Here is a 24,402-nt window from a genome sequence, read left to right as displayed (position 1 = left end):
TGGTAGGATGAGCCGTTTGCTCACTTTACTGCTTTTTTACAAGGCGGGATACATCGTTGGAAAATATGTCAGTATGGAAATGCTGATTGAAAAGACAAAAGAAACATATTATGAAGCCCTTCAAGCAAGTTCTACTGGCTGGCATGAGGGCGAAAACAGCTATGAGCCTTTTGTTAAATATTATCTGGGTATCATGTTGAAAGCATACAATGAATTCGAAAGCCGTGTAGAGTATTTGAAGCATCGGAGTCTTTCTAAGCCTGATAGAATTAAAGCGGTTATTGATAACAAGGTTGGCAAAATTACAAAGAAAGAAATCATGGAGCTTTGTCCTGATATAAGCAAAATTACCGTGGAAAGGACTTTGACGAATCTGGTTAAGAGTGGGTATATCGCAAAAGTTGGTGCAGGTCCATCTACTGGTTATGTCCGTGTTTAAAAATATGAAAGTAGCTTATAAATTTGCCAGTCAAAACCGGCATTTTCTTAGCAAAAATCATTTCCTTTTATGTCGGCTTCTATAGCCGTAATCCTTTAATATCTTTAATACGTGATAAGATCGTATTGCAGCTGCAGCTGATAACGCCGGGAAGTGTATCAATGACTGTGTGCAGGAAGTGTTCCATTTCATCACTTGATGAAGCAACGGCATGTACATGCAGCTTGTCTCTTCCTGTGACACGGTAAATCTGCGTGACAGTATCATTATTATGTAATATATCTGTCACCTGCGACAGATGGTCTGGTTTTATCTCGATTTCAAAATAGCATGAAACAGCACCGCTGATCTTTTGAGGGTTTATTATAGTTGTATATTCTTCAATTATGCCTTGTTTCTCCAGAGCCTGAATCCGGGCTTTTACTGCCACTCTGGAAATACCGGTTTCTTTACCGATATCAGAGTAAGAAATACGTGCATTTTCTATAAGCAACTGGATGATTTTCTGATCCAGTTCATCTAAACCGTTCAGTTACATAAGTGTCCCTCCTGTAAAATAATATCCTCCGGATATTAAATATCATATCATTTATTTAGCTGAAAGTAAACGCGGGCTTGACTTAGCAGCTGTAGCTACATATAATTGTTTCATAACGTAATTTAAAACTTGCGTTTTGAATGTATGGAATAGATTCTGGTGAAGGAAAGAATAAGCGAAATTATAAAGGCTTTGGAGGAATATGATAATGTCAAAAGATGAATATTTGCTCACAGATACGCCTCTTAAAGCGTTGACGGTTTTTGCAATGCCAATGATTTTGGGCAGTTTTTTTCAGCAAATATACAATATGGCTGACTCTATCATCGTCGGCCAATTTGTTGGCTCCTCTGCACTTGCAGCTGTCGGGGCCTGCGCAGCGCTGACCAATGTTTTCATTTGTGTGGCACTGGGGGCAGGTGTCGGTGCCGGTGTGCTCGTGAGCCGCTATTTCGGTGCCAGGGAGTATGGAAAAATGAAGACCATCGTGTCAACGTCCTTGTTTAGCTTTTTAATTTTAAGCATAGTCCTTGGTGTTTTTGGCTTTTGCTTTTCCCACTCGATGATGAGAGTATTACAAACCCCTGGCGATATACTGAATGATGCAGTGTTATATCTGCGGGTCTATTTTGTGGGCTTTCCGTTTCTGTTTATGTATAACATTCTTTCCAACATGTTCACTTCCATTGGTGAATCAAAAATCCCACTGGGGCTCCTGGTATTCTCGTCAATCTTAAATATTTTTATGGATCTTTGGATGGTGGCAGGACTTGGTCTCGGTGTGTTTGGTGCAGCCCTTGCGACTCTTATAGCACAGGGGATTTCTGCGGTGTTTTCACTTTTTCTTTTCCTTAGCCGGATGCGTCGATATAAAAGTCGCTTTGACTGGTTTGACAGGCAGGAGTTATATTCCATGCTTCAAATTGCTGTACCTTCGGTTCTTCAGCAGTCTACAGTGTCCATCGGTATGATGATCGTACAGGCTGTTGTAAATTCTTTCGGTACACAGGCACTTGCGGGTTATGCGGCGACGATGCGGGTAGAGAATGTTTTTTCATTGATTTTTGTATCCATTGGCAATGCGGTTTCCCCATATGTTTCCCAGAATCTTGGTGCAAAGAAAATTGAACGGATCAAAAAAGGATATCACGCTGCACTGGTGTTAGATGTATGTTTTGCAGTTCTTGCTTTTATAGTCATTGAAACATTGCATACTCAGATTTCCTCACTATTCCTTGGTAAAGATGGAACTGCCCTGGCTTATCAGGTATCCGAGGGTTATATGAGATGGCTCGGTTACTTCTTCATCTTTATGGGAATCAAAATGGCAACCGATGGGGTCCTTCGTGGTCTTGGAATCATGCGCCCGTTCCTTATTGCAAATATGGTGAATCTGGCGATCCGTCTGTCGGTTGCTTTGATTTGTGCACCGCGTTTTGGCATTGTGTTTGTCTGGCTTGCTGTACCAGCAGGTTGGTTTGCAAACTTTTTAATATCCTATGTGGCTCTTCGGAGATCATGGCCGACTGATAAAGAGGTGCAATCTCGATAGCCTAAAGTAATTTAAAAGGAGAAATTTATAGTATGAACGATAAATGTGTGGTATTGAATGCAAAGAAAATGAATTTTGATGGGAAGCTGGATTTTTCCGTTTTATCTTCTGATGTTACAGTATATGATGATACAACAGAACAGCAGCTGTCAGAGCGTATTCAGGGTGCAGATATCATTGTAACAAAGGAGATGCCTGTGAGTGCAGAAATGATACAGAAATTTCCGGAATCTGTTAAACTGATCTGCGAGGCAGGTACAGGATATAATAATATTGATCTTGAAGCAGCACGAAAGAAGGGGATTACAGTCTGCAATATCCCGGCATACAGCACAGAACGTGTGGCACATACTGCGATCATGATGATATTGAATCTGAGTTCTGCAATGCAGGTACAGATGAAGATGCTGGCATGCGGAAATCATGACAATTTTACCAGAAATCTTCAGGTTCCGCATGTTGAGGTAAATGGAAAAACACTTGGTGTTATAGGTGCAGGACACATTGGCAGGAAAGTTATCCAGATCGCACAGGCTTTGGATATGAACATACTTGTATATGCCAGGACACCGAAAGAGGATGAGAAGGGGATCTGCTATGTATCGCTTGAGGAGCTGCTTAAGAATAGTGATTATGTTTCCATGCACTGTCCATTGACAGAAAGTACAAAACATATGATCAATAAAGAAACTCTATCGCTTATGAAGCCATCAGCGTTTATTATTAATACTTCAAGAGGTGCGCTTATTGATGAGGCTGCTCTTATAGAAGCATTAGAAAATGGTATGATTGCAGGAGCCGGACTTGATGTTCAGGAAACTGAACCACCTGAAGAAACAAACCCTCTTTATACTATGGATCAAGTCCTTTTGACGCCACATATGGGATGGAAAGGACTTGAGACAAGACAGCGGTTGGTTTCTATTCTGGCGGATAATATAAAGCAGTTTATGGAAGGAAATCCGATCAATGTTGTATCAGATCTATAGTATCTGGCAGCAAAGTGATGATATAACTTCCGGGTTTGCAGAGTGAAAAAAATATAATTACAATCAATAAATCAGTGCTTTGATATCTTCTTCCAATATAGCAGGAATAACATAAACAATAGAATTACTGGAAAAAATAAGTCCGAATAGTCGTCAGAAACGCTGAGAAGAAATTATTCTCAGCGTTTTTTGAACATTACTATAATGTCAAGGAATCTTCTGCATCTACCCCACATCTGTAAATTTCCATCAAGATACAGTCTCGCATATTCTAGTGGTTCATCAATGGCAAGTGTGTTTAATGCACAATCTGATCCGGGTGTGGTTCTCAAATTCTTTTCTGCTTTCCAGCAGTCAATGCGAAGCATATAGCCTGCACTGATATAAACATCAATGCTGTTTCGTCCGGGATTATATTCTGCAAATATTGTTCTCATCGTATTTTATCTCCTTATCGTTCAATCAATTATTTGCTACAAAAATCAGAAGCATTTCAATCAGTTCACCATGTCACTTTTATTTTGTGTTATACTGTTTTACATAATTTTCTTGGTCTTGTATTTTCCCTTATCAGAGTTCGTAAACACTGGCGGGACGATATAACACAAGGGAAACAATAAGGGAAAGCTCAATCGGAATTTACAGGAAGTGTGACAAGAAAGCCAAAACGGTATACTGGGAAAAAAAGATTAAGAAAAGAATAAAGAGCTGGTTTTAATTGTAAAATTTATGGGGAACTAACATCAGCTTATTGACATTAATTTAAAAATAAGTATAATAATAGTTGAGTAATTGTTCAACTATTATTATTTGGAGGTGAATATATGTCAAAAACGTCTTATATTTGTAATTGCGATGTAATTCATGAGGATATTGTGAATGATGTGAAATCCAAGATGCAGCCAAAAGATGATTATATCCAGTTGGCTTCTTTGTTTAAGCTATTTGGAGATGGAACTAGAGTACAAATCTTACACGCTCTAGAACAGAGTGAGATGTGTGTATGTGATCTTGCAGTGCTACTGGGGGTAACAAAATCTGCAATTTCGCATCAGTTAAAGGCATTACGCCTAGCGAATCTGGTAAAATTCCGTAAAGAAGCACAGATAGTTTACTACTCGCTGGCAGATGATCATGTGAAAGAGATTATTGACAAGGGATTTGAGCATCTTTGGCAGAAATAATATTTTTTAATATTATAGTTGAGTAATTGAACAATTAAACAAATTATAAGGAGATTATCATGAAACGCATATTTCTATTAAAAGGGTTGGACTGTCCAAATTGTTCCGCAAAAATTGAAAAAGAAATCGGAGAGTTGGATGGAGTGCAATCCTCAGTGGTAAATCTGATGAAGCAGACGCTTACAATCAATGTTACTCAGACAGCCGCAGATACGATAGCCAGTCAGATTGAAACGATTGTTCATAGTCATGAGCCCGATGTGGAAGTTCAGGAAGAAACCGTTATGAATGTTACAAAGAGTTATTCGTTAAAAGGATTGGATTGTCCGAATTGTTCTGCAAAAATTGAAAAAGAAGTCGGAGAATTGGATGGAGTACAATCCTCAGTTGTAAATTTGATGAAGCAGACGCTGACAATCAATGTTGCTCCAGCTGCCGCAAATACAATAGCCAGTCAGATTGAAACGATTGTCCACAGCCATGAGCCGAGTGTGGAGGTTCAGGAAGAAACAATTATCCCCGTTACAAAGAGTTATTTGTTAAAGGGCTTGGACTGTCCGAACTGCTCCGCAAAAATTGAAAAAGAAGTCGGAGAATTGGATGGAGTACAATCCTCAGCTGTAAATTTGATGAAGCAGACGCTGACAATCAATGTTGCTCCAGCTGCCGTAAATACAATAGCCAGTCAGATTGAAACGATTGTCCACAGCCATGAGCCAGATGTAGAAGTTTCCGAAATTGCACAGGAATACTATATACCTGCAAAAAAACAGGATACCAATACATCCTATAACAATGAGGACAAGAAGTTGACGATTCGTTTAGCGATTGGCGCAGCAATCTATGGTATTGGTATGGCATTGACAGTTTTTGTGAAAGTGCCACTGCCTGTCGAGTTAGTTTTTCTCATTGTCTCCTATATTATTCTTGGCGGGGATGTTGTATGGCAAGCTGTGAGGAATATTTCAAAGGGACGTGTATTTGATGAACATTTCCTGATGAGCGTTTCTACGATTGGTGCTTTTGTCATTGGTGAATATCCGGAAGCAGTTGCTGTTATGCTGTTCTATCAAGTTGGTGAATTTTTCCAGTCATTGGCTGTTGAGCGTTCCAGAAAATCTATATCAGATTTAATGGATATACGTCCGGATTGTGCTACAGTCAGAAGGAACGGAGAATTGATTACCATATCTCCTGAAAGTGTTGCCATTGGCGAGATTATTATTGTAAAGCCTGGTGAAAAAATCCCATTAGACGGTGTGGTATTGGATGGAGATTCTATGCTGGATACGAGGGCTTTAACTGGAGAATCGGTTCCGAGAAGCGTTCATAAAGGAGACGAAGCACTTTCCGGTTGTATGAATCAGACGGGTGTTTTAACGATTAAGACAACGAAAGCATTTGGTGAATCTACTGCTTCAAAGATTATTGATCTTGTGGAGAATGCGTCCAGTAGAAAAGCACCAACAGAAAATTTCATTACTACATTTGCACGTTATTACACTCCTGTTGTTGTAATCTTAGCAGCTATTCTGGCAATTCTGCCACCGATCCTTCTTGGTGGAGGTTGGACAGAGTGGATTCGCAGAGGATTTGTTTTCCTTGTGGTATCTTGCCCATGTGCATTGGTCATTTCAATCCCGCTGACTTTCTTCGGAGGTATTGGTGCGGCATCTAAACGAGGTGTTCTTGTAAAAGGAAGTAATTATTTAGAGGCGCTTAATAATGTCAGCATTATTGTGTTCGATAAAACTGGAACACTTACAAAGGGTGTTTTCAATGTGACTGATATTCTGCCTGCAAATGGATTTTCAAAAGAACAGGTTCTGGAGTATGCGGTCCAGGCAGAGAGCTTTTCTAACCATCCTATTGCAAAATCCATTCTCTCTGCTTATGGAAAAGAAATTGACCAATCAGTTATCTCTGATTACAAGGAAATTTCTGGATATGGAATCAGTGCCATGGCAGGAAAGAAGAAAGTTTATGCTGGCAATACGAAACTTATGGATTCAGAGCATGTGGAGTACACAGCCTGTGAAAAAGTTGGTACAAAGGTTTATGTAGCAGTAGATGGTCAATATGCCGGATGCATTTTGATAACAGATGAAGTAAAGCCGGACAGCAAAAAAGCAATTTCTGATTTGAAACATATCGGTGTGGAAAAAACAGTCATGCTTACTGGTGATGATGAAAAAATCGGAAAGGCTGTTGCGGAAGAATTGCAGTTGGATGAATATTATGCACAACTGTTTCCTGATCAAAAAGTGGAAAAGGTTGAGCTTTTAGACAGTAAAAAGAGACCGGGAAGCAAATTGGCTTTTGTTGGTGATGGTATCAATGACGCTCCTGTCCTTGCCCGTGCAGATGTTGGTATTGCAATGGGTGGGCTTGGTTCGGATGCGGCCATTGAAGCAGCAGATGTAGTTCTGATGACAGATGAACCGTCTAAGCTGGTGGACGCGATTGAAGTAGCAAAAGCGACAAAACAGATTGTCATGCAGAATATAGTGATTGCTCTTGGGATTAAGAGTGTGTTCCTGATTCTTGGCGCTCTTGGTATTGCGGGAATGTGGGAAGCTGTATTTGGTGATGTAGGCGTTACCATAATTGCTGTTTTGAACGCAATGAGAATTTTGAAAAAATAGGAAATGAGGTGGAATGTGAAACGAAAACTGATTCTGTTAGTTGTTACGATTGTTTTTCTTGTAGGTTTTGGTATCATTTTACATTCACCGCCTTCTATGATTGATGCAGTCACAGGAGCAACACCGAAGTCAAAAAAGGCGGCTCAAGCCTCCGCACAGTTGGAAGGCTCTTATGTTCTCGGTATTAATATGATGTCAGATGGTCTCGACAACGAGAACACCCGGAATAAATTAAAAGAATTGGCACTGGACGATTCGGAAACAAATGAAACAGATCTCATGAAAACGGACATTAGTTTTCGGTTATATGTATCTGAGACGGATTATCCGCTTGTCAGTTATGCTAAGAAACTCTGTGACAGGTTGAAACAGGCCGGTTTTTCCGTAGATCTGAAAGAGTACAGTAACACAATGATGCTATCAAGAGTGGTAAGTGGAAAGTATGATGTATTCCTGGCATCGGATGATTTTATTGACGTTACAACGCTAACACAGATGGACTATATGATCATGGACAGCGAAGAAATGAGGTGAGCGGGAATTTATGAGAAAATGGAATACGATTTTGTCTGTTTTAATGCTTCTCATTTTTATGATTCATGGAATCATGGGAAGCTTTATGCTGAACGGAGTTGGAAGTAGTGCAGGGAAACTTCTTGCATGGATTGGTGTTGGTATTCTTGTTGTGCATACGGTGATTGGTGTCATCCTGACAGTTCAGAGTTTACAGACAGCGAAGCAATCCGGAAAAATGTATCTGAAACAGAACGCCATATTCTGGGCGAGACGAGCCAGTGGGATGGCAATACTGATTCTGCTGTTATTCCATATTGGCTTGTTTGGAAAGGTGCAGAATGGGACATATATTTTGTTCCCTTTTACAACGGTAAAGATGGTAACTCAGCTTTTGTTCGTAGCGGCAATCTTTGTTCATATTTTTATCAATATACGCCCATTGCTCGTATCACTGGGAATCATCAGTTATAAAGAACGAAGGAGCGATATTTATTTGATCCTTTCGGTGCTTCTTCTTTTTATAGCGGGAGCGGTTATTTTATATTATATTGGGTGGCAATATCTATGAGTAAGACAATTATTATTATAGGTGCTGGACTGGCAGGACTTTCAGCGGCTTTGCAGGCAGCGGAAAATGGATGCAATGTAAAACTGGTTTCCTTCCTTCCGTCAGAGCGGGCACAGTCTGTTATGGCGGAGGGCGGTATCAACGCAGCTTTGAATACAAAAGATGAAAACGACAGTCCCGAAGAACATTTTACAGATACAATAAAGGCAGCATGTGGTCTGGCAGATCCAAATGCAGTTTGGGGAATGACACAGGCAGCACCGGAGCTGGTGCACTGGCTGCTAAAACTTGGAGTTAAATTTAACATGAGTGGCTATGATGATGTGGATCTGCGGAATTTTGGCGGGCAGAAAAAGAAACGGACTGCTTTTGCACAGAGCGATACCGGGAAGCAGATCATGACAGCTATGATAGACGCTGTTCGCAGGAAAGAAGCATCTGGTATGGTAGAACGGTTCAGCCATCATTCTTTCCTAACACTTCGTCTGTGTGGCAATATTTGTTGTGGCTGCGTAATCAGGGATGAATACAGTCAGGAGACTGTGGAATTACCGGGGAATGCGGTTATTGTTGCCACCGGTGGTATGCACGGATTGTTTGGAAATACAACGGGTTCGCTGAGCAATACAGGAGAAGTCACCGCAGAATTGTTCCGGCTTGGTGTTCCTCTGGCAAATGGCGAGATGATCCAGTACCATCCGACAACTGTGAAATGTGGTGGAAAACGCATGCTCATCAGCGAGGCGGCCAGAGGGGAAGGTGGCAGGTTGTTTGCCATGAAAGATGGAAAACAATGGTATTTCATGGAGGAAAAATACCCGGAGCTTGGAAATCTGATGCCACGAGATATTACCGCCAGAGAAATATGGAAGGTCAGCCATGGATCCGAGGTATTTCTTGATATGACGGAAATATCGAAGGAGGTCATTTCAAATAAGCTGTCTGGCTTAGCAGATGACTGCATGACATATCTGCATAAGGATATCCGGAAGGAACCGGTGCCTGTTTTGCCAGGAATCCACTACTTCATGGGTGGTATTCTTGTGGATGAACAGCACAGAACGTCGATTCAGAATCTTTATGCTGCCGGGGAATGCTGTGCCCAATATCATGGTGCAAACCGTCTGGGTGGTAATTCCCTGTTGGGCGCATTGTACGGAGGACGTGTTGCGGCAAAATCAGCATGCGAACAGGCAGATGTAGTAGATCTATCTTGTGCGACACAGATAGATTTTCCACCAACGTCTCAAATTTCAGAAATAAAGCAATTAAACAAAGTGATGCAGGATACTATGGGCGTTGTCAGAAATGAGAATACGTTGTTAAATGGGATTCAAACGGTACAAGCGCTGACAGGAAATCTTCCATTGCTTGGCATGGCAGTTCTAAAGAGTGCTCTTGCAAGAAAAGAAAGCCGTGGTGCACACTGGCGGGAGGATTATCCGAAGAGCAATGACGATGATTACCTTAAAACAACGGTAGCCAGATTTGATGGAAAGCAGATACAGATTTCCTTTGTACCTGTTCCAGAAAGGCGGTGATTCACTTGGTATATAAAATAAGAATCAGGCGGCAGGAGAGTCAGAAATCAGACAGTTATTGGCAGGAATTTGAGTTTGACGGAAGCAAAAACAGCTCTGTTGCCAATGTTCTAAAGGAATTGAACAGTAGAACACCTTTGAAAGATGATTCAGGGAATATAGTTACTCCCATCAGCTGGGAATGTAGCTGTATGGTGCGAAAATGTGGGGCTTGCGCCATGCTGATTAACGAACGTCCGAGGCTGGCATGCTCTACATTTCTACATACGTTAAAAGGTTCTACAATCACCTTGGAACCTTTAAGCAAATTTCCGCTTGTAAGAGATTTGATCGTTGACCGGTCAATTCTGTTTGAAAATTTGAAAAAACTGAACCTTTGGCTTGAAAGTGAAGCTTATATGAATCCGTGGACACATGAACCGAGATACCAGTCGGCACGCTGTCTGATGTGTGGCTGTTGCCTTGAAGTGTGTCCTAACTTCTCTGCAAATGGGACTTTCGCAGGCACTGTTGCTGCAGTCAACGCATTTCGGATTCTGAATGAAGAACAGGAAAGCACTCATTTGAATGAGATTTCTGCTGAATATAAGAAGAGATTTTTTGAAGGATGCGGGAAGTCGTTATCTTGTCATGATATTTGTCCGATTGGTCTGCCTGTGGAAGAACTGCTTGTAAGGTCGAATGCAGCGGCTGTTTGGGGCAAATAAAATGGATGATAAAAGCTATAATGAATGTATGAAGAGAATCAAAAACTTGATTCTCTTTTTTAAAATGCATACATTGACAAATATCTATGTATATATTATATTGAACATAGACAATGATCAATGTGATGTGTCAATATGAATGCAATGGATGTGGCTTTGATATGCAAGGCTTTGGGCGATGCGAACCGGCTGGAAATTGTACAGATGCTGTCGGATGGAGAAAAGTGCGGGTGTAAACTTTTGGAAAGATTTGAAATTACCCAGCCAACTTTATCCCATCATATGAAGATACTGGTAGGATGCGGCCTTGTGAATGATCGTAAGGAAGGAAAATGGCATCACTATTCTTTGAATTGTGAGACATTGATGAATTACAAACACTTTATAGAATCCCTTACTTGCCTTGGATGCGGTGACGGGGATTGTTGTAAATAATTTAAGGAGAGCAGATATCATGAAAAAAGAATCAAATTCAGGAATTAGTTTTTTCCAGCGTTACCTGACTGTAACCTGCCAAACATCAATCTGGGGCAGTTGCAGATAATTCTCGCAGCAGCGGGCTTACTTTCTGTATTAGCAACGGTTAGCTGTATGTTGTTCCTGTCTGCAAAATGTAAAGACACATTGACAGTTTTGCTGATCTCTATCGTAGTTCTTCTCATGCCGCTTTTTGCTTATGTGGCGATGGGAGCAACATGGCTCTCTACCATACTTCCATCTGCCGGAATTGGTATGCAGAACAATTTCCTTTATCAGCTTGCAAATTTCAATTATCTGAATATCGGTGGAATGAGTTTCTGGACACCGCATGTTATTTTGATTTCGGCAGGAATTGAATTATTTGTGTTTACATTCTTGGCGATTCATTCCTATTGCAGACATCAGGTAGCATAAAAGAAGTTCAAAATAGAATGAATTGATTATCTGCCGCATGACGGCAAAAGAAAAACCAGACAATTTAGAACGGCGACTTTGATTTTCAGAGCCGCCGTTTCTTTGCGTTTATACAAACCTATGATGAATTTTCCGGAAATATTGTAGCTAATAGTTATTTAAACTGTTGTATTTGTTTAAAAATTAAAAAATATCTAATGATTCTTCCGCATCTACCCACATCTGCAAATTTCCATCAAGATATAATCTTGCATATTCAAGAGGATCATCAATGGCGAGTGCGTTTAATGCACAGTCTGATCCTGATGTGGTTTTTAAGTCCTTTTCAGCTTCCCAACAGTCAATGCGGAGCATATAGCCAACAGAGGTATAAACATCAATACTGTTGCGCTTGGGATTGTATTCTGCAAATATTGTTCTCATCGTATCAAATCTCCTTATCGTTAAATCAATCATTTGTTGCAAAAATCAGAAGCATTTCAATCAGTTCACCATGTCACTTTTATTTTGTGTTATACTGTTTTATAGGATTTTCTTGCCCTTGTATTTGCCCTTATCAGAGTTCGTAAACACTGGTGGGACAATATAACACAAGGGAAACAATAAGGGAAAGCTCACCAGTGATAAATTCAGTGTTTTCAAGGGTTTGCGGAGAATTTAATAACAAAATATAACAGTTATTAAATCTCTTAAAACAGGTGAAATCTCAATCGGAATTGCTAAACGCAGATCCTTTCAAGATGGTTCCTCAGAATCACAAGCGAGTATTCCAAACGTATTTCAAAGCGAAGTTATAGATTAAAACTTTGAGTAAGGTGAAAGAACAGCAATATGATGAATGAGTTGTTCGAAGTTCTCCTTGCTCCAAAAACGGGGATGAACGAATCCATGCATAACTCTGTTTCGCCCGTTTTCATCGTTGTTTACTTTTACATATTTGAAATATTTCTTTGTTTCTTCCAGAACCTTGACATATTCCTGATTATTTTGATTTTCTGCTATTGCCAAAGAAATCAACTTCATGCCAACATTGACCTTAACTGGTTGCCCATTACGATCGAATAAAGGAAGTCCATAGTCGGAGGTTGTAGTTCTAATCAGTTCTTCCAAATAGGAATACGCAAAGGGCGTAAGTACGGAGAAGGAATCAGGGAATTTCTCGTATATTCTTTGCACTTCTCCCCAATCAGGAGCCCAGTTCCAAAAATGTGCGTAATCTATTATTTGATTGAAATCTTCTTGCAGTGCCATAGAATGACCTCCTTCTTATATTGAAATGTATAATTTTATTGTAGCACGATTGGCTGTGGATTCAATATCACTTATGAGATAGCTGTGTTTTTCATGGATACAGCTTTTTCATGGGCTACAGTAGGATTATACAATACATTTACAAGAAGTATGAATATTGCAAAGGGAAGAGGTATAGATTTTAATTTTGCTGATGGCATGATCTGTGACTGGAAAAATGAAAGGGAATATAGGTTGTTGGGGTATATCTCACACATGAGTGAAAACATAGCGGATGGTTACCTACAATGATTTCATTAAGGATATGACCATCATAAGCAAAAAAGTACAGAGACGTATAACTGTATAATATACTTCTCTGCACTTTTTAGCTTATGAGATATATTTATTTTTCCTTATTTTCTGGTGGAACGTACTCCAACAGATTCTCGATCTTACAATTCAATGCACAGCACAACCTGGCTAAAACAGCGGTATCCAGCCGTGTTACCGTTCCTTTACAAAACTGGTTGAGTTGGGTCCTTTGCATTTCGGCGCGGTGAGCCAATTTGTTCTTACTGATGTTTTGCTTTTCTATCATTTCATCCAATTTAATCCGGATAGTTCCATAATTACGATCTTCCATATACCATTACCCTCAACTACAATATTATTCAGGATTGTAAGTATAGGATAACTAATATATAATTGAATTATAAGTTGTAGAATCTCTACTGTAATTACTTGCACACACTTATTCCAATGGGAGGAAATTTTGATTATGGAAAAAAGTTTATTCAACGAATTGACCTTGGAGCAAAAACAAAAATTACTGACATTGCCGGCAGAATTGAAACATTTCACTCAGACTCAATGGGCTGCAATATACGGGATCGTACCTATGACACAAGAACTTTTTGATAGTATTCAGTTGTAACGTTTGAAAGCAGGAGAGGAACTGGAATCTGCTGCCCTGGATACATTTCTGAAATCCCCTGAGTTTGCCCTTAATTACAGCAGTCGGCTCGAAAGTGCCTTAATCACTTCAAATACTATCTCTTCTGACGATGCAGAAGAAAATTTTAAGCAATTATATAAAAAAATGCGGCATTCTATATATGAGAAATTTCAATATGATATAGGCGCATAAGCTAAGAGAAATCAGGAATTTAAAAATTCTGACCTTCTTGTAAACATTTTGTCACATACGACATTATCTTATATAAAAAGACAGAGAACCCTCTTATATAATTACGTTTTGCCATATACCTAGATAATAAGAGAGTTCCCCGAATAATATTTTATCTATATTATTACTCATTCAGCTCTTCAAAGAAATCATTAAACTCACATTCAAAGATTTCCTTCATGGCCACCAGTTCGCTTACTTTAATATTCATCCGATTTGTTTCCAGCTTCGCATAGGTACTTTTGGAGATCTGGATCCCCATGAGATTCATTTTGGCAATCACTTGATCCTGTGTAAGCTTTCGGCTATACCGTATTTTCTGTATGTTCCCGCCAATGTTCATATCCGGTCTGAGTTTCTGCATGATATTCCCTACCTTCATCAATAATTCGTTATTAAGAAACTTTTGTATTGATAATAGCCGAGAAACTTCATATAATGTTTCGTGATAAAGAAATATTTCATGTAAAAAAATCACAAAGGAGAAAATGAATCAATGCAAAAACAAACCAAAACCCCCGTCTTCCAAAACAGTGACGGCACCTGGGGACACCTTACCAAAACCGTAAATCCACTTATCTACACCATCGAGTATGGCCGTCATACCGGGTTTTCATCCCGGGAAGAAGCAGAAGAGAGTTACCAGCGTTCCCTGGCTTCTTACCAGGACCAGCTGTCTAAACTGAAAAAAGAGCGGGATATGCCTTTTACCTTTTCGGAATATCTGGATTACTGGCTGAATGATGTGTGTGCTCAGGGTTCTAATGGCAGCCGTACACTGGTTCAAAAGCAATGGACCATAAACCTGATTATCCAGCCTCATCTGCATAAGGATATTCTTTTGGGATGTGTCACTCCCGATTACCTCAATAAGGTTCTGGAATCCTGCCAGGCTTACTGCTGCAACGGAGGCTATTATGCATATAAGCTGCTGCATAGTGCTTTGAAACACGCCCGCGTAAACAACTGTCTTCCGGATATAGATTTCCAGCAGATCCGGCACTATCCGGAGCCTCCCGGAAATCCGGTTTTCTATACCCCGAAACAGCTTCGCACATTCCTGACTGCCGCTTCCAATTCCAACCATTACCTGGAGATTCAACTGGCTCTTTTCTGTGGCCTGACACCCGGGGAAATCCTCGGACTGAAGTATTCGGATTTCAAGCAACAGGAACAGATCATCACAATCCAGAGGATCTGTACCTTGAACGATTCCGGGAAGAACTGCCAGTTAAAAAAACTGGAAGGGACCAAACAGAACCGAAGCTTAAAAATTCCGTCTTTTTTATTTTCGGAACTTTCTGCCCGGCGGAAAGAAAACAGGAAACTCCTGACAAAATATCCATCAGCTACAGGCTATAAATCTTATCTTTGTCTTGGCCCCACAGCAAAGATAAAGTCTGTTTCTACATTAGGAGCTGCTTTAAAAATGATCACCACAGAAGCGGGGCTTCCAAGACTGAACATGCGTGATCTGAGATATATGTTCGCCCGTTTTCTTCTCGAACAGGATTTTTCCCTTGAAGCAGTCTCTGGTATCCTTGGCCACACAAAACAGACTACAACACTGGCATTTTGCAACAGGATTCCATGTACGGATCCTGAAGTTGGTGCTGTCGTTGCAGGTTCCCTGGATCCGGTCCTTGGCGCTGGAAAAAAGGAGGGAAAAAACCTGTGAAAAAGAATGAACCCTATCTCCAGATGCCGGTAAAGGAAACCTTCCTTTATGGCAGGCTCATCTCCGGGAAATCCCTTGGTGACGTTATATACATAAAAGCCAGACGAAAATACTGTTTCCGTCTTTTACTTGTTTTTGAGTCCGGCGATGTGAAAATGGTACAGCGGACCACCTCTTCCAACAAGCAGCTGGCCCGCCAGGAAAGGGATGAGGCCCTCATGGAAATCGCAAACGGCAATTTCATCCCTTTTTCTTATACCGTGAAAGAGTTTTATGATTTCTGGTTTTACCATCATATGCTCGGACAAAAAAGGATCACTTATAATACCTACAACGCTTACCGGAATATCATAGAAAACTACCTGCTTCCCAAACTCGGCCATAAGAAGCTGGATGCGCTGCAGAGAAGAGACCTGGTAAAGGCATTGTCTGGTATTCCCCATCCGGGAGTATTAAGAACTGCGGCGGGTGTCGTCACGGCTTCCCTTTGCTATGCGCGGAAACACAACTATCTTTCCAGAGATATCTATACCGGGATCTCTTCCGAAGTAAAACAGCCATGCCAGAAGAAAAAAGTGGATACCCGGCAGCAGGTTTATACCGTGGAACAAGCTGCCCATCTTTTATATCTGTGTAAACAGCAGGAACCCATGATTTATCTGCCCATGCTCCTTGCCGTCACTGCCGGCCTGCGGATTTCTGAGATCACCGGACTCCGGTACAGCGATATTGATTTCCTTGGCAAGAAACTTTTTGTGGAACGCCAGCTTGGAAAGGACCTGTACATGGAAGTGGCGCAGGAGAGCAGACCGGTACTGTGCAGTGAACTTCCGCTGAAAACCCAAAACAGCAAAAGGACAGTGGTACTGGCTGATTTTGTCCTGGATGAGATTCTCCTGGAACGGCAGCGCTACGAAAAACGCAAAGCTTCTGATCCAGAGTTCCTGGATCTGGGCTACATCTGCTGCCATGAAAATGGGCAATGCCATAACCGCAGTTTTTATATCAAACCTTATAACCGCCTGATGGAACAGAGCGGGATCTCCCGGCTTCCCTGGAGGAAATTCCGGAATACCTATGCCACAATCCTTGCCCAGTACCAGGTCAACATGAAAACGATCTCTAAATGTCTTGGACATTACAGCCCGGATTTTACCAGCAGGATCTATGTAGCCTCCCAGAAACAGGAAACCTATGATATCTCAAAGATAATCGAAGAGTATGTGTTGGCCCATCATCTTTTATCGAAGGAACAGGGCTGCGTGGAACCGAAAAGGCAGTGCAATGTGGAACAGAAACCCTACCAGCTTCCCGATGCTCATGCTTATTGGAATTATTTTTATGATTAAAATCAGCTTTACATTTTATAATAAAATATCTCAGGAAACGGAACGTTTACAGTTAAAATCTCTCCCTGGATATCCGCGATCTGCTGGCAGAGGTTCAGCATCCGGTAAGGATTTGCATATCCGAAAAGTTTCATGATCTTATCAAACTGTTTTTCCCTTTTGATAAGATCTGCGAGATACATATATCTGAGGTCTCCAAGGGAGATGCGGGGCAGGCCATAGGACTGTGTGATCTTTTTCAGTCTGGTATTCAGTGTGGGAAGCGTCTTGACTTTTCCATATGGACCAAGGCACAGGGCGCCTTCTTCGGCCAGTCCGGGATATCTCAGAAGAATGCCCTCATTCAGATATCTCCGTTCCCTGATCTCATCAAATAAAAATTCCGGAACAGGCACAGTACGGTAATTACTGTCTGAACGGAGCTTTCTGCCACTGTATTTGAGACTCTGACTATTATCACCCCCATTCCTGTCAGCAGACACATAATTCCGTGCATGCAGCCCGCAGATCGTTACCGTGCCTGCCTCCAGATCGAAGCTGTCATATTTAAGTCCAAGGATTTCCCCGGGTTTCAGCCCGCAGTAAAGCGCCAGGGCATATTCCAGATAGTGGGAGGTGTTGTCTTTCTTTGCAGCTGATAATAAGCAGGTAAGCTGTTCCGGTGTATAAAGGACAGGATTTTTTTCCAAAACAGAATATTTTTTTATTTGAAAGAAAAGTTCATAATCACCGGTATCTGGTTCAAAACGATCCTTTATAAAGACACGCAGAAAGCGGTATGCCGAAGCAGCCGTATTTTCATTTTTTTGATTGATGCATGCCAAAAGAGCATTCAGGTATTCTGCATCGATATCGTCAACCGCCCGCTCCTTATCCGGAAGGCTGGGTTCAATGACATTGAAGATCATCCAGTGGTAGTAAGCAGCCGTACTGCTGCTGGTTGAATTCGAAAGACATTTGTTCTGGTACCAGCTCTCCAGGTAATTAACAAAAGTAGTTGCAGCAGGTTCGTTCCTTTTCTCTTTTTTCATTGTTGCGGCTGTAACAGCCATTTCTTTTGATTCTTTTCTCATTCTTTTTTCCTTTCTGCCATCATTGGCTAAGCATTTAACTATATTTCAGTTATATATTGTCCGATTTTCGCTCAGAATCCGATCTTTTATGAAAATTTTTGACAAAATTCTAAAAAAATGACATATTAATCCTGTAAGGTGGATGTCCATACAAAGAAATATATTTATAGAATACTTACACATTTAGTATGTAATATTTTTAAGAATGGTTATTTAAGAAAGGGTTTTCCAGGAAAGCAGATAACCACAAAGAAACAAGTACCCCGACATTTTTTGACAGAAACAAAAAATATGACATATTAGTATTGAAAAAAAGAATCTTGTAAAAAAGGAGGGACAGCAGACTATTTTCACCAATTTTCACCATTTCCACAAAAGCACACGATTTCTCTTGAATTTCTGAAATGACCTGTATTATAATAGGATAATTAACGGCATATACCACAGCCGGTACCGCAGTGACCAAATGCCGTTTTCGGGGTAAAAATAGGTTCAAAAATGAGCATTATTTTTCCCACGTATTCAGAAAAAAAGGCACTATCCAAATCTAAACAGAAGAAGTTCTGTATTTGGCAAATAGTGACAAAATGTGAAAGGAAAAGAATGAGAAAATTAGCACTTAGTGATGAAATATTGCTCAGTGTTGACAAAGCAGCCCGCTATATCGGCGGGGAAGTCAACTCTGTAATGAAAAATTTAGACGGGATAGATGTCCGTGTGGCGTTTTGTTTTCCGGATGTCTGCGAAATGCTGTTTCCATCTAAACGCATTTACATCATATAGTGCTATGTAGTATCATCCAGTACATGATATTGTGTGTCATTTGATACCATTTAACACTAGATAACACTCAATAACACACGGAACCAACAATTTTTTTGAACACCAAATGTGACAGTTTCAAGGTTGATTTTTGTCCCCTTCATTGATCTTTTGGTACTACTTAGTGATATTTGGTGTCATATAATAGCTTTCTCTGTCAGGCGCTGCTATCTAATGCCATTTAGTTCCATTTGATATTATTTCATAAATCAGCTTTCAAACACCATCCCCTTCAAACCACAAAAAATCATCTTGTAAAGAACCCCTATTAATGTTAAGATAAAATCACATAAAAAGTCTATTATCGTTCTAAGTATAAGGACGAATGGAGGTGACTACACCCATGGCAACTGAAAACAGCATACAAGACAGTGAATTAGAAGCACGGTATGATAAATACAAAGGGATTATCAAGAATTTCACCCTTATGAGTGATATTTTTATGAGAAACGTATTCAAGCAAAGAGAATGCTTGGAATATGTTCTGCAGGTTATTATGGAAAAACAGGATCTGCGTGTAATTGATCAGATAATTCAGAAGGACTATAAAAATATGCAGGGCCGGTCAGCAGTAATGGACTGCGTTGCCAGAGACTCTGAAGGCAAACAGTTTGATGTAGAAATCCAGCAGGATAATGAAGGCGCGTCTCCAAAGAGAGCCCGTTATCATAGTGGCCTAATGGATATGAACACCTTAAATCCTGGTCAGGATTTCGATGAGTTGCCGGAAAGCTATGTAATTTTTATTACCAGAGATGATATCCTTGGATATGGACTTCCGATTTACCATATTGACAGACAGATCAAGGAGATTAACAAAGCATTCCAGGATGAAGCACATATCATATATGTAAATTCCAGGAAGCAGGACGATACAGAACTTGGAAGGCTTATGCATGATCTGCATTGTAAAAGAGCAGATGAAATGCACAGTCCGGTTCTTGCAAAAAGGGTACATGAATTGAAAGAGACACAGAAAGGGGTTGAGCTTATGTGCCATGAAATGGAGAAAATTTATAGCGAGGGAATGGAAAGCGGCGAGAAGCGCGGTATAGAAAAAGGTGAACTCAAAGCCAAGAGGGAAACAGCTCTTTCTATGGCCGAAGAAGGTATGGATGTTAAGCAAATTGCCCGCCTAATTAAAGTAAACGAAAAAGATGTCCAGAAATGGATTGATGAAACTTTGTGTGTAACAAAATAACTGAAAAATCATTATAAAAGGGCAGGTCTGATTAGGCTTGCCTTTTTACAATATTGTATATTTAGCATTTTCAAAAAGATGAAATATCAAATATGGGAAATAGATCTGTTCGAAAAAATACTTTCTTTGTCTATAATTTGTGATTTTTGGTGTTTTATTTCGTATTATTTTTAAGAGTTAAAGTTTGGTGTAGAAAACCAACAAGATAATGAGGGCGCATCCCCGAAACGAGCTCGTTATCATAGCGGCCTGATGAATAAATCCCGGTCAGGACTTCGATGAGCTGCCAGAAAGCTACGTGATTTTTATTACCAGAGATAATATCCTTGGATATGGACTTCCGATTTACCATATTGACAGACAAATCAAGGAGATTAATAAAGCATTCCAGGATGAAGTACATATCATTTATGTGAATTCCAGGAAACAGGACGATACAGAACTTGGAAGGCTTATGCACGATCTGCATTGTAAAAGAGCAGATAAAATGCACAGTCCTGCTCTTGCAAAAAGGGGTACATGAATTGAAAGAAACACAGAAAGGGATTGAGCTTATGTGCCATGAAATGGAGAAAATTTATAGCGCGGGAATGGAAAGTGGCGAGAAGCGTGGTGAATTAAAGACCCAAAAGGAAACAGTTCTTTTTATGGCAGAAGAGGGAATGGATGTTAAGCAAATTGTACGCCTAGTTAAGGTAACTGAAAAAGAAGTCCAGAAATGGATTGATGAAAGTTTATGTGTAATGAAATAACTGAAAATTATTATAGAGGGGCGGGTCTATTTAGACTTGCCCTTTTTCCCAAACTATGAGATTACTCCTACCGAAAATTTTTTGAAAATGCATATTATAATATACTATCAACAACATCGCATTATTTTAACAAAAGTAGAAGAGTATGGACTTAAAACAAGAATTACAAAAAATTGGGATTTTTTTGAATGATGCTGTAATTGATTATATCAATCAATATTGCGATAACGAAATTGTTCGTGCCAAAGAAAAGCAAAGAGAAAAAGATATTTCCAGTGCTGTTTGTGCCTTTGTGGAGCTGAAAAGGACTGATAGCGAAATCTATCAATTACTAAATAAACATTTTTGTGTCGAAAATATTTCTGAAGCACAAGATTATATAAAAAACGCTCGTATTCATATACAAATTATAAATCTAAGAATTTATTGCACAGAACATGGAATGACATTAGCAGAATTTCGCCAATATGCAAAAGATCATACGCTTGAAAAAAAGCTTGAATCAACTTCAAAATTACGAGAAATGTCACCAGAAAAGCTAAAAGCATACTTAGAAAAGATTTGAATCTTAATAGACAAGTATTCGATATTTATTTCAAAAATGGGAGGGGGACAATGGAAATAAACGGAGTTACCATACAACCGTAATTTCTGAGGACAATAACAGCTCAGAGGATTTGGTTGTATTACGATGCGAAGAGAGTATTGATGTTCAGCCTCTTTATTTGGTTAGTGCAGAACTAGATGTTTTTGACGAATTACAAATGGTTGGATATGGTAAAAGTTTTGGCTTTGAAAAAAGGTGGATACAATTAAAAAATACTAATCTTTTAAAAAAACCTAATAAAAATATGATCTTAGATACAATAGATTCTGCTGCCATGGATTATGAAGGTTTTTCGGGAAGTCTCATAGCTGATTATAATAATTGTATTGTGGGAATTGCAAACATGCAAAATGTTGAAAAAGGAAAAGCTAATTCGTTACTGGGAATTAGCGTAAAAAATCGAAAAAAGTTTTTTGAAAATAATAATATTCCAGTATATGATCGGGCAGCATTATTAAATGTACGTTGTGAGGAAACAAAAGCAAAAGCTTTTCAAAATGGTATTGATCAAAATGTATATTTAAAAAATAAACAACTAGAAAACGATACTAATTCAAGAAACATTGAAGAGAATACAAATCCTTTACTAAATATGAGTAATGTATATTCTGAAGATTATAATTGGAATATTAAATATACAAGGATAGAAGGGTTATTGGGAAATTCTAATAAACGTAGAAAAGAAAGAAAAGAGTTAACCAAGCAATGGGCCAAAGAATTTGAGCAGTATCCCGGATGGCTTATAGTTCCAGCAGATTTCAGGCAACAGGTAAAAAGTTATACCAATGGAAAAGAACTTTTACAATGTAGCGAAAAAGAATTAGAATCTAATCTTGACTACTGTAATGAATTACTGGATTTTGCTTATGAATATACAAGGAGATATAAAAAATCTTGTTTGCCTTTAGATAAAAATATTGAGAATAACTTATATAAAATATGGGATACTTTAAATTCTCACTCGGATTTGAAAGAGAAAAACAAGAATAAATGGTTTACAGTAGGGTTATATTTACTTGAAAACTATAGACAAAATATGGATGAAGAAAAGTGGAACAGCATTTGTGACCTGCTTAAACCTTGCACAAATTTTATAGTTGATGGCAAATATTATTTGAAACTTGAAGAAATTCTTATGAATTTATTCAAAATGGATCTGGAAAAAGTTCAGCTAGAACTGGTATCATGCTCTTTAGAAGAAATGCCTTATGAGGTACGCTTAAGATTCATTGGCGTAATGACTGAATGTGGTCTTAATGAGGAAGCACTGAAAGCAGTAGAAGAACTTACCAACGATATACAAAAGAATAATAATGAAATAGCAGAGAGCAGCCCCAAAAACGTATATTTGAAGTCTCTGCTGGTATGTGCATTGTATTTAAAAGAACATTTAATATTTTGTATAAATCCATATAAGGAAGAAACCAGAAAAAAATGCAATGAAATTAATAATGAGATTTCTAAATATAAAAAGTATTATAACTGGGATAAAGAAAAAATTCTGTTTACAGACGGTGCATTAACCTGGTTAAAAAAGGAATCTCCAGAACCGGAATTTGAGTTAAATCGGGAATCCATTACTTTGGTTAGATCTGAGAACAATTGTTGGGAGGCATATTCTGTTTTTAAAAGCATTGAATATAGTGGATTTCCATTATATCTTCGAAGTAAAAGTTTACTGAATAATCAGCAGGATATTTTAGTAAAAAGCTTGCTATCTTACTATCCTCAATATACATGGCAGCTTTTACTTCGTCTTGGAAAAACAGATGTGGTAAAAAAATGTATTACAAGAGAATATTTACGATCCGAGAATAGAGAAGAAATCGATGAACTTTTTGAATATGTATATAATGCGATAATGAATAATATAGGAAAAGTTCAGAAATATGATCCATGGTATGATCAAAATGTTTATACCTCTATTGTAGAATCCGGAATTCCTATATTAGAAAGAATGTGTGCTGTATTGGATTCTGTGCAGCAGGGAAAAATGATAGACTTGATGATCCAATTGATTGGAGAAAATGCGGTGAAAGATCAAAGATTATTAAATAAATTCATTTCCTCTGTTATGAATCAAACCGCAGATTATATTAAAAGAACTAAAATAAATGCATTATTAACCTGCTCAATGAAAGAGAGAGAAAATATACTTGGAGTAGTACAGCTAGATCCTTTTGATGTGTTTACAGAGTATGAATTATCAAATCCATTATATAGAAAAGCTCATCTTGAACCCCGAATTATTAAAGCAATATTTAATATAGGAAAACAACAGAAAATAAATCGAACCTCCGTATTGGCCAGAATGGGGCAGTTATATACATGGGGAAAATTAACCAGAGAACAAGAAGTTGCCTTTGGAGAATTATTATGGAGTAAACTTAATGAAGATACGCAGTTGCCAGATCTAGAGCAATATTATTTTTTTGTATTTATGAAATGGCCACATCCAGAAGAAATAGATCCCTTAGAAAGAATAAAAAAGAGTTTTATCAGTGAAAAAGTATCTTCAAAATGGAAAGAGGATATAAGAGGCAGGAATTTTACTGAAATATCATATTGGGAACAACTGGCGGTTTGGAATAGGTACTATGTAGATGAATGGTCTGCGAAAGAAAAAGAATGGTTTTTGGAACTGTTCATCGGCTGTTGTTCAGATATGGTAAAATATTGGAAAGAAAGCAAATACGATTTTCAATTTACTTTTTCAAAATGGCATATGAAAATGATGATTCGTGCGATTGCATCTTTTGGCAGAAATGGATGGAAGGGAACTAATCCGGTTCAGTCAAAAAAACTATGTACTCTGCTAAAAGAATTCTATGACGAAGGAATTTATTCATGGGAAGTGGAAGCAATGTTTCTTGCAGATGAAAAAGTTCCAGCCTTTATGAACGAAATGTTGGAACTAATGTATGAAAC

The 24,402-nt window shown here is 39.0% G+C and carries 28 protein-coding genes; 21 read left to right on the top strand and 7 right to left on the bottom strand.

Features of this window, described 5'->3' with window-relative positions:
• The coding region (locus AB5642_RS16380) for a Fic family protein (protein WP_368371761.1) at positions 1-439 on the top strand (439 nt) is incomplete at its 5' end.
• Positions 440-518: 79 nt separating this feature from the next.
• Here the strand turns inward: AB5642_RS16380 and AB5642_RS16375 are convergent.
• Positions 519-971, bottom strand: a complete 453-nt coding sequence (locus AB5642_RS16375) for an Lrp/AsnC family transcriptional regulator (protein WP_226815844.1) — start codon at positions 969-971, stop codon at positions 519-521.
• 214 nt (positions 972-1,185) lie between these two features.
• On the opposite strand from AB5642_RS16375, the gene AB5642_RS16370 reads away from it, so the two are divergent.
• The gene (locus tag AB5642_RS16370; protein WP_173719597.1) at positions 1,186-2,529 is read left to right on the top strand and encodes an MATE family efflux transporter; all 1,344 of its coding nucleotides are present in this window, start codon (positions 1,186-1,188) and stop codon (positions 2,527-2,529) included.
• 32 nt (positions 2,530-2,561) lie between these two features.
• Entirely contained in the window at positions 2,562-3,518 is a 957-nt protein-coding gene (locus tag AB5642_RS16365; protein ID WP_148462638.1) for a 2-hydroxyacid dehydrogenase, read from the top strand.
• Between the two features lie 179 nt (positions 3,519-3,697).
• Here the strand turns inward: AB5642_RS16365 and AB5642_RS16360 are convergent, their stop codons facing one another.
• A complete protein-coding gene (locus AB5642_RS16360) occupies positions 3,698-3,955 on the bottom strand; it encodes a DUF6061 family protein (RefSeq protein ID WP_072522455.1) in 258 nt (85 codons plus the stop codon).
• A 387-nt stretch (positions 3,956-4,342) separates the two neighbouring features.
• Between AB5642_RS16360 and AB5642_RS16355 the strand changes: the two genes are divergently transcribed.
• The 8 genes from AB5642_RS16355 (at position 4,343) to AB5642_RS16320 (ending at position 11,573) form a co-directional block, all read left to right on the top strand.
• The gene (locus AB5642_RS16355) at positions 4,343-4,702 is read left to right on the top strand and encodes a helix-turn-helix transcriptional regulator (RefSeq protein ID WP_015512809.1); all 360 of its coding nucleotides are present in this window, start codon (positions 4,343-4,345) and stop codon (positions 4,700-4,702) included.
• A gap of 59 nt (positions 4,703-4,761) precedes the next feature.
• A complete protein-coding gene (locus AB5642_RS16350) occupies positions 4,762-7,347 on the top strand; it encodes a heavy metal translocating P-type ATPase (protein WP_173719596.1) in 2,586 nt (861 codons plus the stop codon).
• A gap of 15 nt (positions 7,348-7,362) precedes the next feature.
• On the top strand, positions 7,363-7,881 hold the full coding sequence (locus AB5642_RS16345) for a hypothetical protein (RefSeq protein ID WP_173719595.1): 519 nt from the start codon (positions 7,363-7,365) through the stop codon (positions 7,879-7,881).
• 10 nt (positions 7,882-7,891) lie between these two features.
• Entirely contained in the window at positions 7,892-8,431 is a 540-nt protein-coding gene (locus AB5642_RS16340; protein WP_025579815.1) for a hypothetical protein, read from the top strand.
• Complete coding sequence (locus AB5642_RS16335; RefSeq protein WP_173719594.1) at positions 8,428-9,972, top strand: FAD-binding protein; 1,545 nt, start codon at positions 8,428-8,430, stop codon at positions 9,970-9,972. The genes AB5642_RS16340 and AB5642_RS16335 overlap by 4 nt, the downstream gene beginning before the upstream one ends.
• A 5-nt stretch (positions 9,973-9,977) precedes the next feature.
• Positions 9,978-10,679 carry a succinate dehydrogenase/fumarate reductase iron-sulfur subunit gene (locus tag AB5642_RS16330; protein ID WP_148462635.1) on the top strand — a complete coding sequence of 234 codons (702 nt, stop codon included), beginning with the start codon at positions 9,978-9,980 and terminating at the stop codon, positions 10,677-10,679.
• Positions 10,680-10,814: 135 nt separating this feature from the next.
• Positions 10,815-11,114: a metalloregulator ArsR/SmtB family transcription factor gene (locus AB5642_RS16325; RefSeq protein ID WP_005330972.1), complete on the top strand. Its 300-nt coding sequence runs from the start codon at positions 10,815-10,817 to the stop codon at positions 11,112-11,114.
• Positions 11,115-11,213: 99 nt separating this feature from the next.
• Positions 11,214-11,573 (top strand): hypothetical protein, encoded by a 360-nt coding sequence (locus AB5642_RS16320; RefSeq protein WP_243271376.1) that lies wholly within the window; start codon positions 11,214-11,216, stop codon positions 11,571-11,573.
• 183 nt (positions 11,574-11,756) lie between these two features.
• On the opposite strand, the gene AB5642_RS16315 is transcribed toward AB5642_RS16320, so the two are convergent.
• Both AB5642_RS16315 and AB5642_RS16310 read right to left on the bottom strand, forming a co-directional pair.
• On the bottom strand, positions 11,757-11,996 hold the full coding sequence (locus tag AB5642_RS16315) for a DUF6061 family protein (protein ID WP_148462634.1): 240 nt from the start codon (positions 11,994-11,996) through the stop codon (positions 11,757-11,759).
• 375 nt (positions 11,997-12,371) lie between these two features.
• The gene (locus AB5642_RS16310; protein ID WP_118583074.1) at positions 12,372-12,824 is read right to left on the bottom strand and encodes a hypothetical protein; all 453 of its coding nucleotides are present in this window, start codon (positions 12,822-12,824) and stop codon (positions 12,372-12,374) included.
• A 93-nt stretch (positions 12,825-12,917) separates the two neighbouring features.
• Here AB5642_RS16310 and AB5642_RS16305 point away from each other — a divergent pair, with 93 nt between their 5' ends.
• Positions 12,918-13,115: a hypothetical protein gene (locus AB5642_RS16305; RefSeq protein WP_147343030.1), complete on the top strand. Its 198-nt coding sequence runs from the start codon at positions 12,918-12,920 to the stop codon at positions 13,113-13,115.
• Between the two features lie 94 nt (positions 13,116-13,209).
• Here the strand turns inward: AB5642_RS16305 and AB5642_RS16300 are convergent, their stop codons facing one another.
• A complete protein-coding gene (locus AB5642_RS16300) occupies positions 13,210-13,449 on the bottom strand; it encodes a helix-turn-helix transcriptional regulator (protein WP_173719755.1) in 240 nt (79 codons plus the stop codon).
• 135 nt (positions 13,450-13,584) lie between these two features.
• On the opposite strand from AB5642_RS16300, the gene AB5642_RS16295 reads away from it, so the two are divergent.
• Positions 13,585-13,740 (top strand): hypothetical protein, encoded by a 156-nt coding sequence (locus AB5642_RS16295; RefSeq protein ID WP_173736628.1) that lies wholly within the window; start codon positions 13,585-13,587, stop codon positions 13,738-13,740.
• Positions 13,741-14,116: 376 nt separating this feature from the next.
• On the opposite strand, the gene AB5642_RS16290 is transcribed toward AB5642_RS16295, so the two are convergent.
• Positions 14,117-14,356, bottom strand: coding sequence for a helix-turn-helix domain-containing protein (locus AB5642_RS16290; RefSeq protein WP_118584335.1), 240 nt, complete (start codon positions 14,354-14,356; stop codon positions 14,117-14,119).
• Between the two features lie 132 nt (positions 14,357-14,488).
• Here AB5642_RS16290 and AB5642_RS16285 point away from each other — a divergent pair, with 132 nt between their 5' ends.
• Positions 14,489-15,670, top strand: coding sequence for a site-specific integrase (locus tag AB5642_RS16285; RefSeq protein WP_148462633.1), 1,182 nt, complete (start codon positions 14,489-14,491; stop codon positions 15,668-15,670).
• Positions 15,667-17,019 carry a site-specific integrase gene (locus AB5642_RS16280; RefSeq protein WP_148462632.1) on the top strand — a complete coding sequence of 451 codons (1,353 nt, stop codon included), beginning with the start codon at positions 15,667-15,669 and terminating at the stop codon, positions 17,017-17,019. Before AB5642_RS16285 ends, AB5642_RS16280 begins: the two co-directional genes overlap by 4 nt.
• An 8-nt stretch (positions 17,020-17,027) precedes the next feature.
• Here the strand turns inward: AB5642_RS16280 and AB5642_RS16275 are convergent, their stop codons facing one another.
• The gene (locus AB5642_RS16275; protein WP_368371760.1) at positions 17,028-18,092 is read right to left on the bottom strand and encodes a tyrosine-type recombinase/integrase; all 1,065 of its coding nucleotides are present in this window, start codon (positions 18,090-18,092) and stop codon (positions 17,028-17,030) included.
• A gap of 603 nt (positions 18,093-18,695) precedes the next feature.
• Here AB5642_RS16275 and AB5642_RS16270 point away from each other — a divergent pair.
• The 6 genes from AB5642_RS16270 to AB5642_RS16245 all read left to right on the top strand — a co-directional run.
• On the top strand, positions 18,696-18,875 hold the full coding sequence (locus tag AB5642_RS16270; protein WP_368371762.1) for a hypothetical protein: 180 nt from the start codon (positions 18,696-18,698) through the stop codon (positions 18,873-18,875).
• A 382-nt stretch (positions 18,876-19,257) separates the two neighbouring features.
• A complete protein-coding gene (locus AB5642_RS16265) occupies positions 19,258-20,115 on the top strand; it encodes an Rpn family recombination-promoting nuclease/putative transposase (RefSeq protein ID WP_173719637.1) in 858 nt (285 codons plus the stop codon).
• 298 nt (positions 20,116-20,413) lie between these two features.
• Entirely contained in the window at positions 20,414-20,638 is a 225-nt protein-coding gene (locus tag AB5642_RS16260; protein ID WP_227199223.1) for a hypothetical protein, read from the top strand.
• A gap of 1 nt (position 20,639) precedes the next feature.
• Positions 20,640-20,867 carry a hypothetical protein gene (locus AB5642_RS16255; RefSeq protein WP_227199222.1) on the top strand — a complete coding sequence of 76 codons (228 nt, stop codon included), beginning with the start codon at positions 20,640-20,642 and terminating at the stop codon, positions 20,865-20,867.
• 145 nt (positions 20,868-21,012) lie between these two features.
• Positions 21,013-21,432: a hypothetical protein gene (locus AB5642_RS16250; protein ID WP_173719638.1), complete on the top strand. Its 420-nt coding sequence runs from the start codon at positions 21,013-21,015 to the stop codon at positions 21,430-21,432.
• 112 nt (positions 21,433-21,544) lie between these two features.
• The coding region (locus tag AB5642_RS16245; RefSeq protein WP_368371759.1) for a hypothetical protein at positions 21,545-24,402 on the top strand (2,858 nt) is incomplete at its 3' end.

Source organism: Ruminococcus sp. 1001136sp1_2201st1_G3_2201SCRN_220225, from assembly GCF_040924365.1.
Classification (GTDB): domain Bacteria; phylum Bacillota; class Clostridia; order Lachnospirales; family Lachnospiraceae; genus Blautia_A; species Blautia_A faecis.
Note: the sequence above shows the minus strand (reverse complement) of the source record. Positions and strands in the feature narration are given on the sequence as shown.

Coding starts and splice junctions, on each gene's coding strand:
- AB5642_RS16310 (WP_118583074.1), bottom strand. CDS start 12,824: ATGGCACTGCAAGAAGATTTCAATCAAATAATAGATTACGCACATTTT.
- AB5642_RS16335 (WP_173719594.1), top strand. CDS start 8,428: ATGAGTAAGACAATTATTATTATAGGTGCTGGACTGGCAGGACTTTCA.
- AB5642_RS16270 (WP_368371762.1), top strand. CDS start 18,696: ATGAGAAAATTAGCACTTAGTGATGAAATATTGCTCAGTGTTGACAAA.
- AB5642_RS16300 (WP_173719755.1), bottom strand. CDS start 13,449: ATGGAAGATCGTAATTATGGAACTATCCGGATTAAATTGGATGAAATG.
- AB5642_RS16290 (WP_118584335.1), bottom strand. CDS start 14,356: ATGCAGAAACTCAGACCGGATATGAACATTGGCGGGAACATACAGAAA.
- AB5642_RS16295 (WP_173736628.1), top strand. CDS start 13,585: ATGGAAAAAAGTTTATTCAACGAATTGACCTTGGAGCAAAAACAAAAA.
- AB5642_RS16355 (WP_015512809.1), top strand. CDS start 4,343: ATGTCAAAAACGTCTTATATTTGTAATTGCGATGTAATTCATGAGGAT.
- AB5642_RS16275 (WP_368371760.1), bottom strand. CDS start 18,092: ATGAGAAAAGAATCAAAAGAAATGGCTGTTACAGCCGCAACAATGAAA.
- AB5642_RS16250 (WP_173719638.1), top strand. CDS start 21,013: ATGGACTTAAAACAAGAATTACAAAAAATTGGGATTTTTTTGAATGAT.
- AB5642_RS16365 (WP_148462638.1), top strand. CDS start 2,562: ATGAACGATAAATGTGTGGTATTGAATGCAAAGAAAATGAATTTTGAT.
- AB5642_RS16360 (WP_072522455.1), bottom strand. CDS start 3,955: ATGAGAACAATATTTGCAGAATATAATCCCGGACGAAACAGCATTGAT.
- AB5642_RS16315 (WP_148462634.1), bottom strand. CDS start 11,996: ATGAGAACAATATTTGCAGAATACAATCCCAAGCGCAACAGTATTGAT.
- AB5642_RS16340 (WP_025579815.1), top strand. CDS start 7,892: ATGAGAAAATGGAATACGATTTTGTCTGTTTTAATGCTTCTCATTTTT.
- AB5642_RS16285 (WP_148462633.1), top strand. CDS start 14,489: ATGCAAAAACAAACCAAAACCCCCGTCTTCCAAAACAGTGACGGCACC.
- AB5642_RS16305 (WP_147343030.1), top strand. CDS start 12,918: ATGGATACAGCTTTTTCATGGGCTACAGTAGGATTATACAATACATTT.
- AB5642_RS16325 (WP_005330972.1), top strand. CDS start 10,815: ATGAATGCAATGGATGTGGCTTTGATATGCAAGGCTTTGGGCGATGCG.
- AB5642_RS16370 (WP_173719597.1), top strand. CDS start 1,186: ATGTCAAAAGATGAATATTTGCTCACAGATACGCCTCTTAAAGCGTTG.
- AB5642_RS16265 (WP_173719637.1), top strand. CDS start 19,258: ATGGCAACTGAAAACAGCATACAAGACAGTGAATTAGAAGCACGGTAT.
- AB5642_RS16350 (WP_173719596.1), top strand. CDS start 4,762: ATGAAACGCATATTTCTATTAAAAGGGTTGGACTGTCCAAATTGTTCC.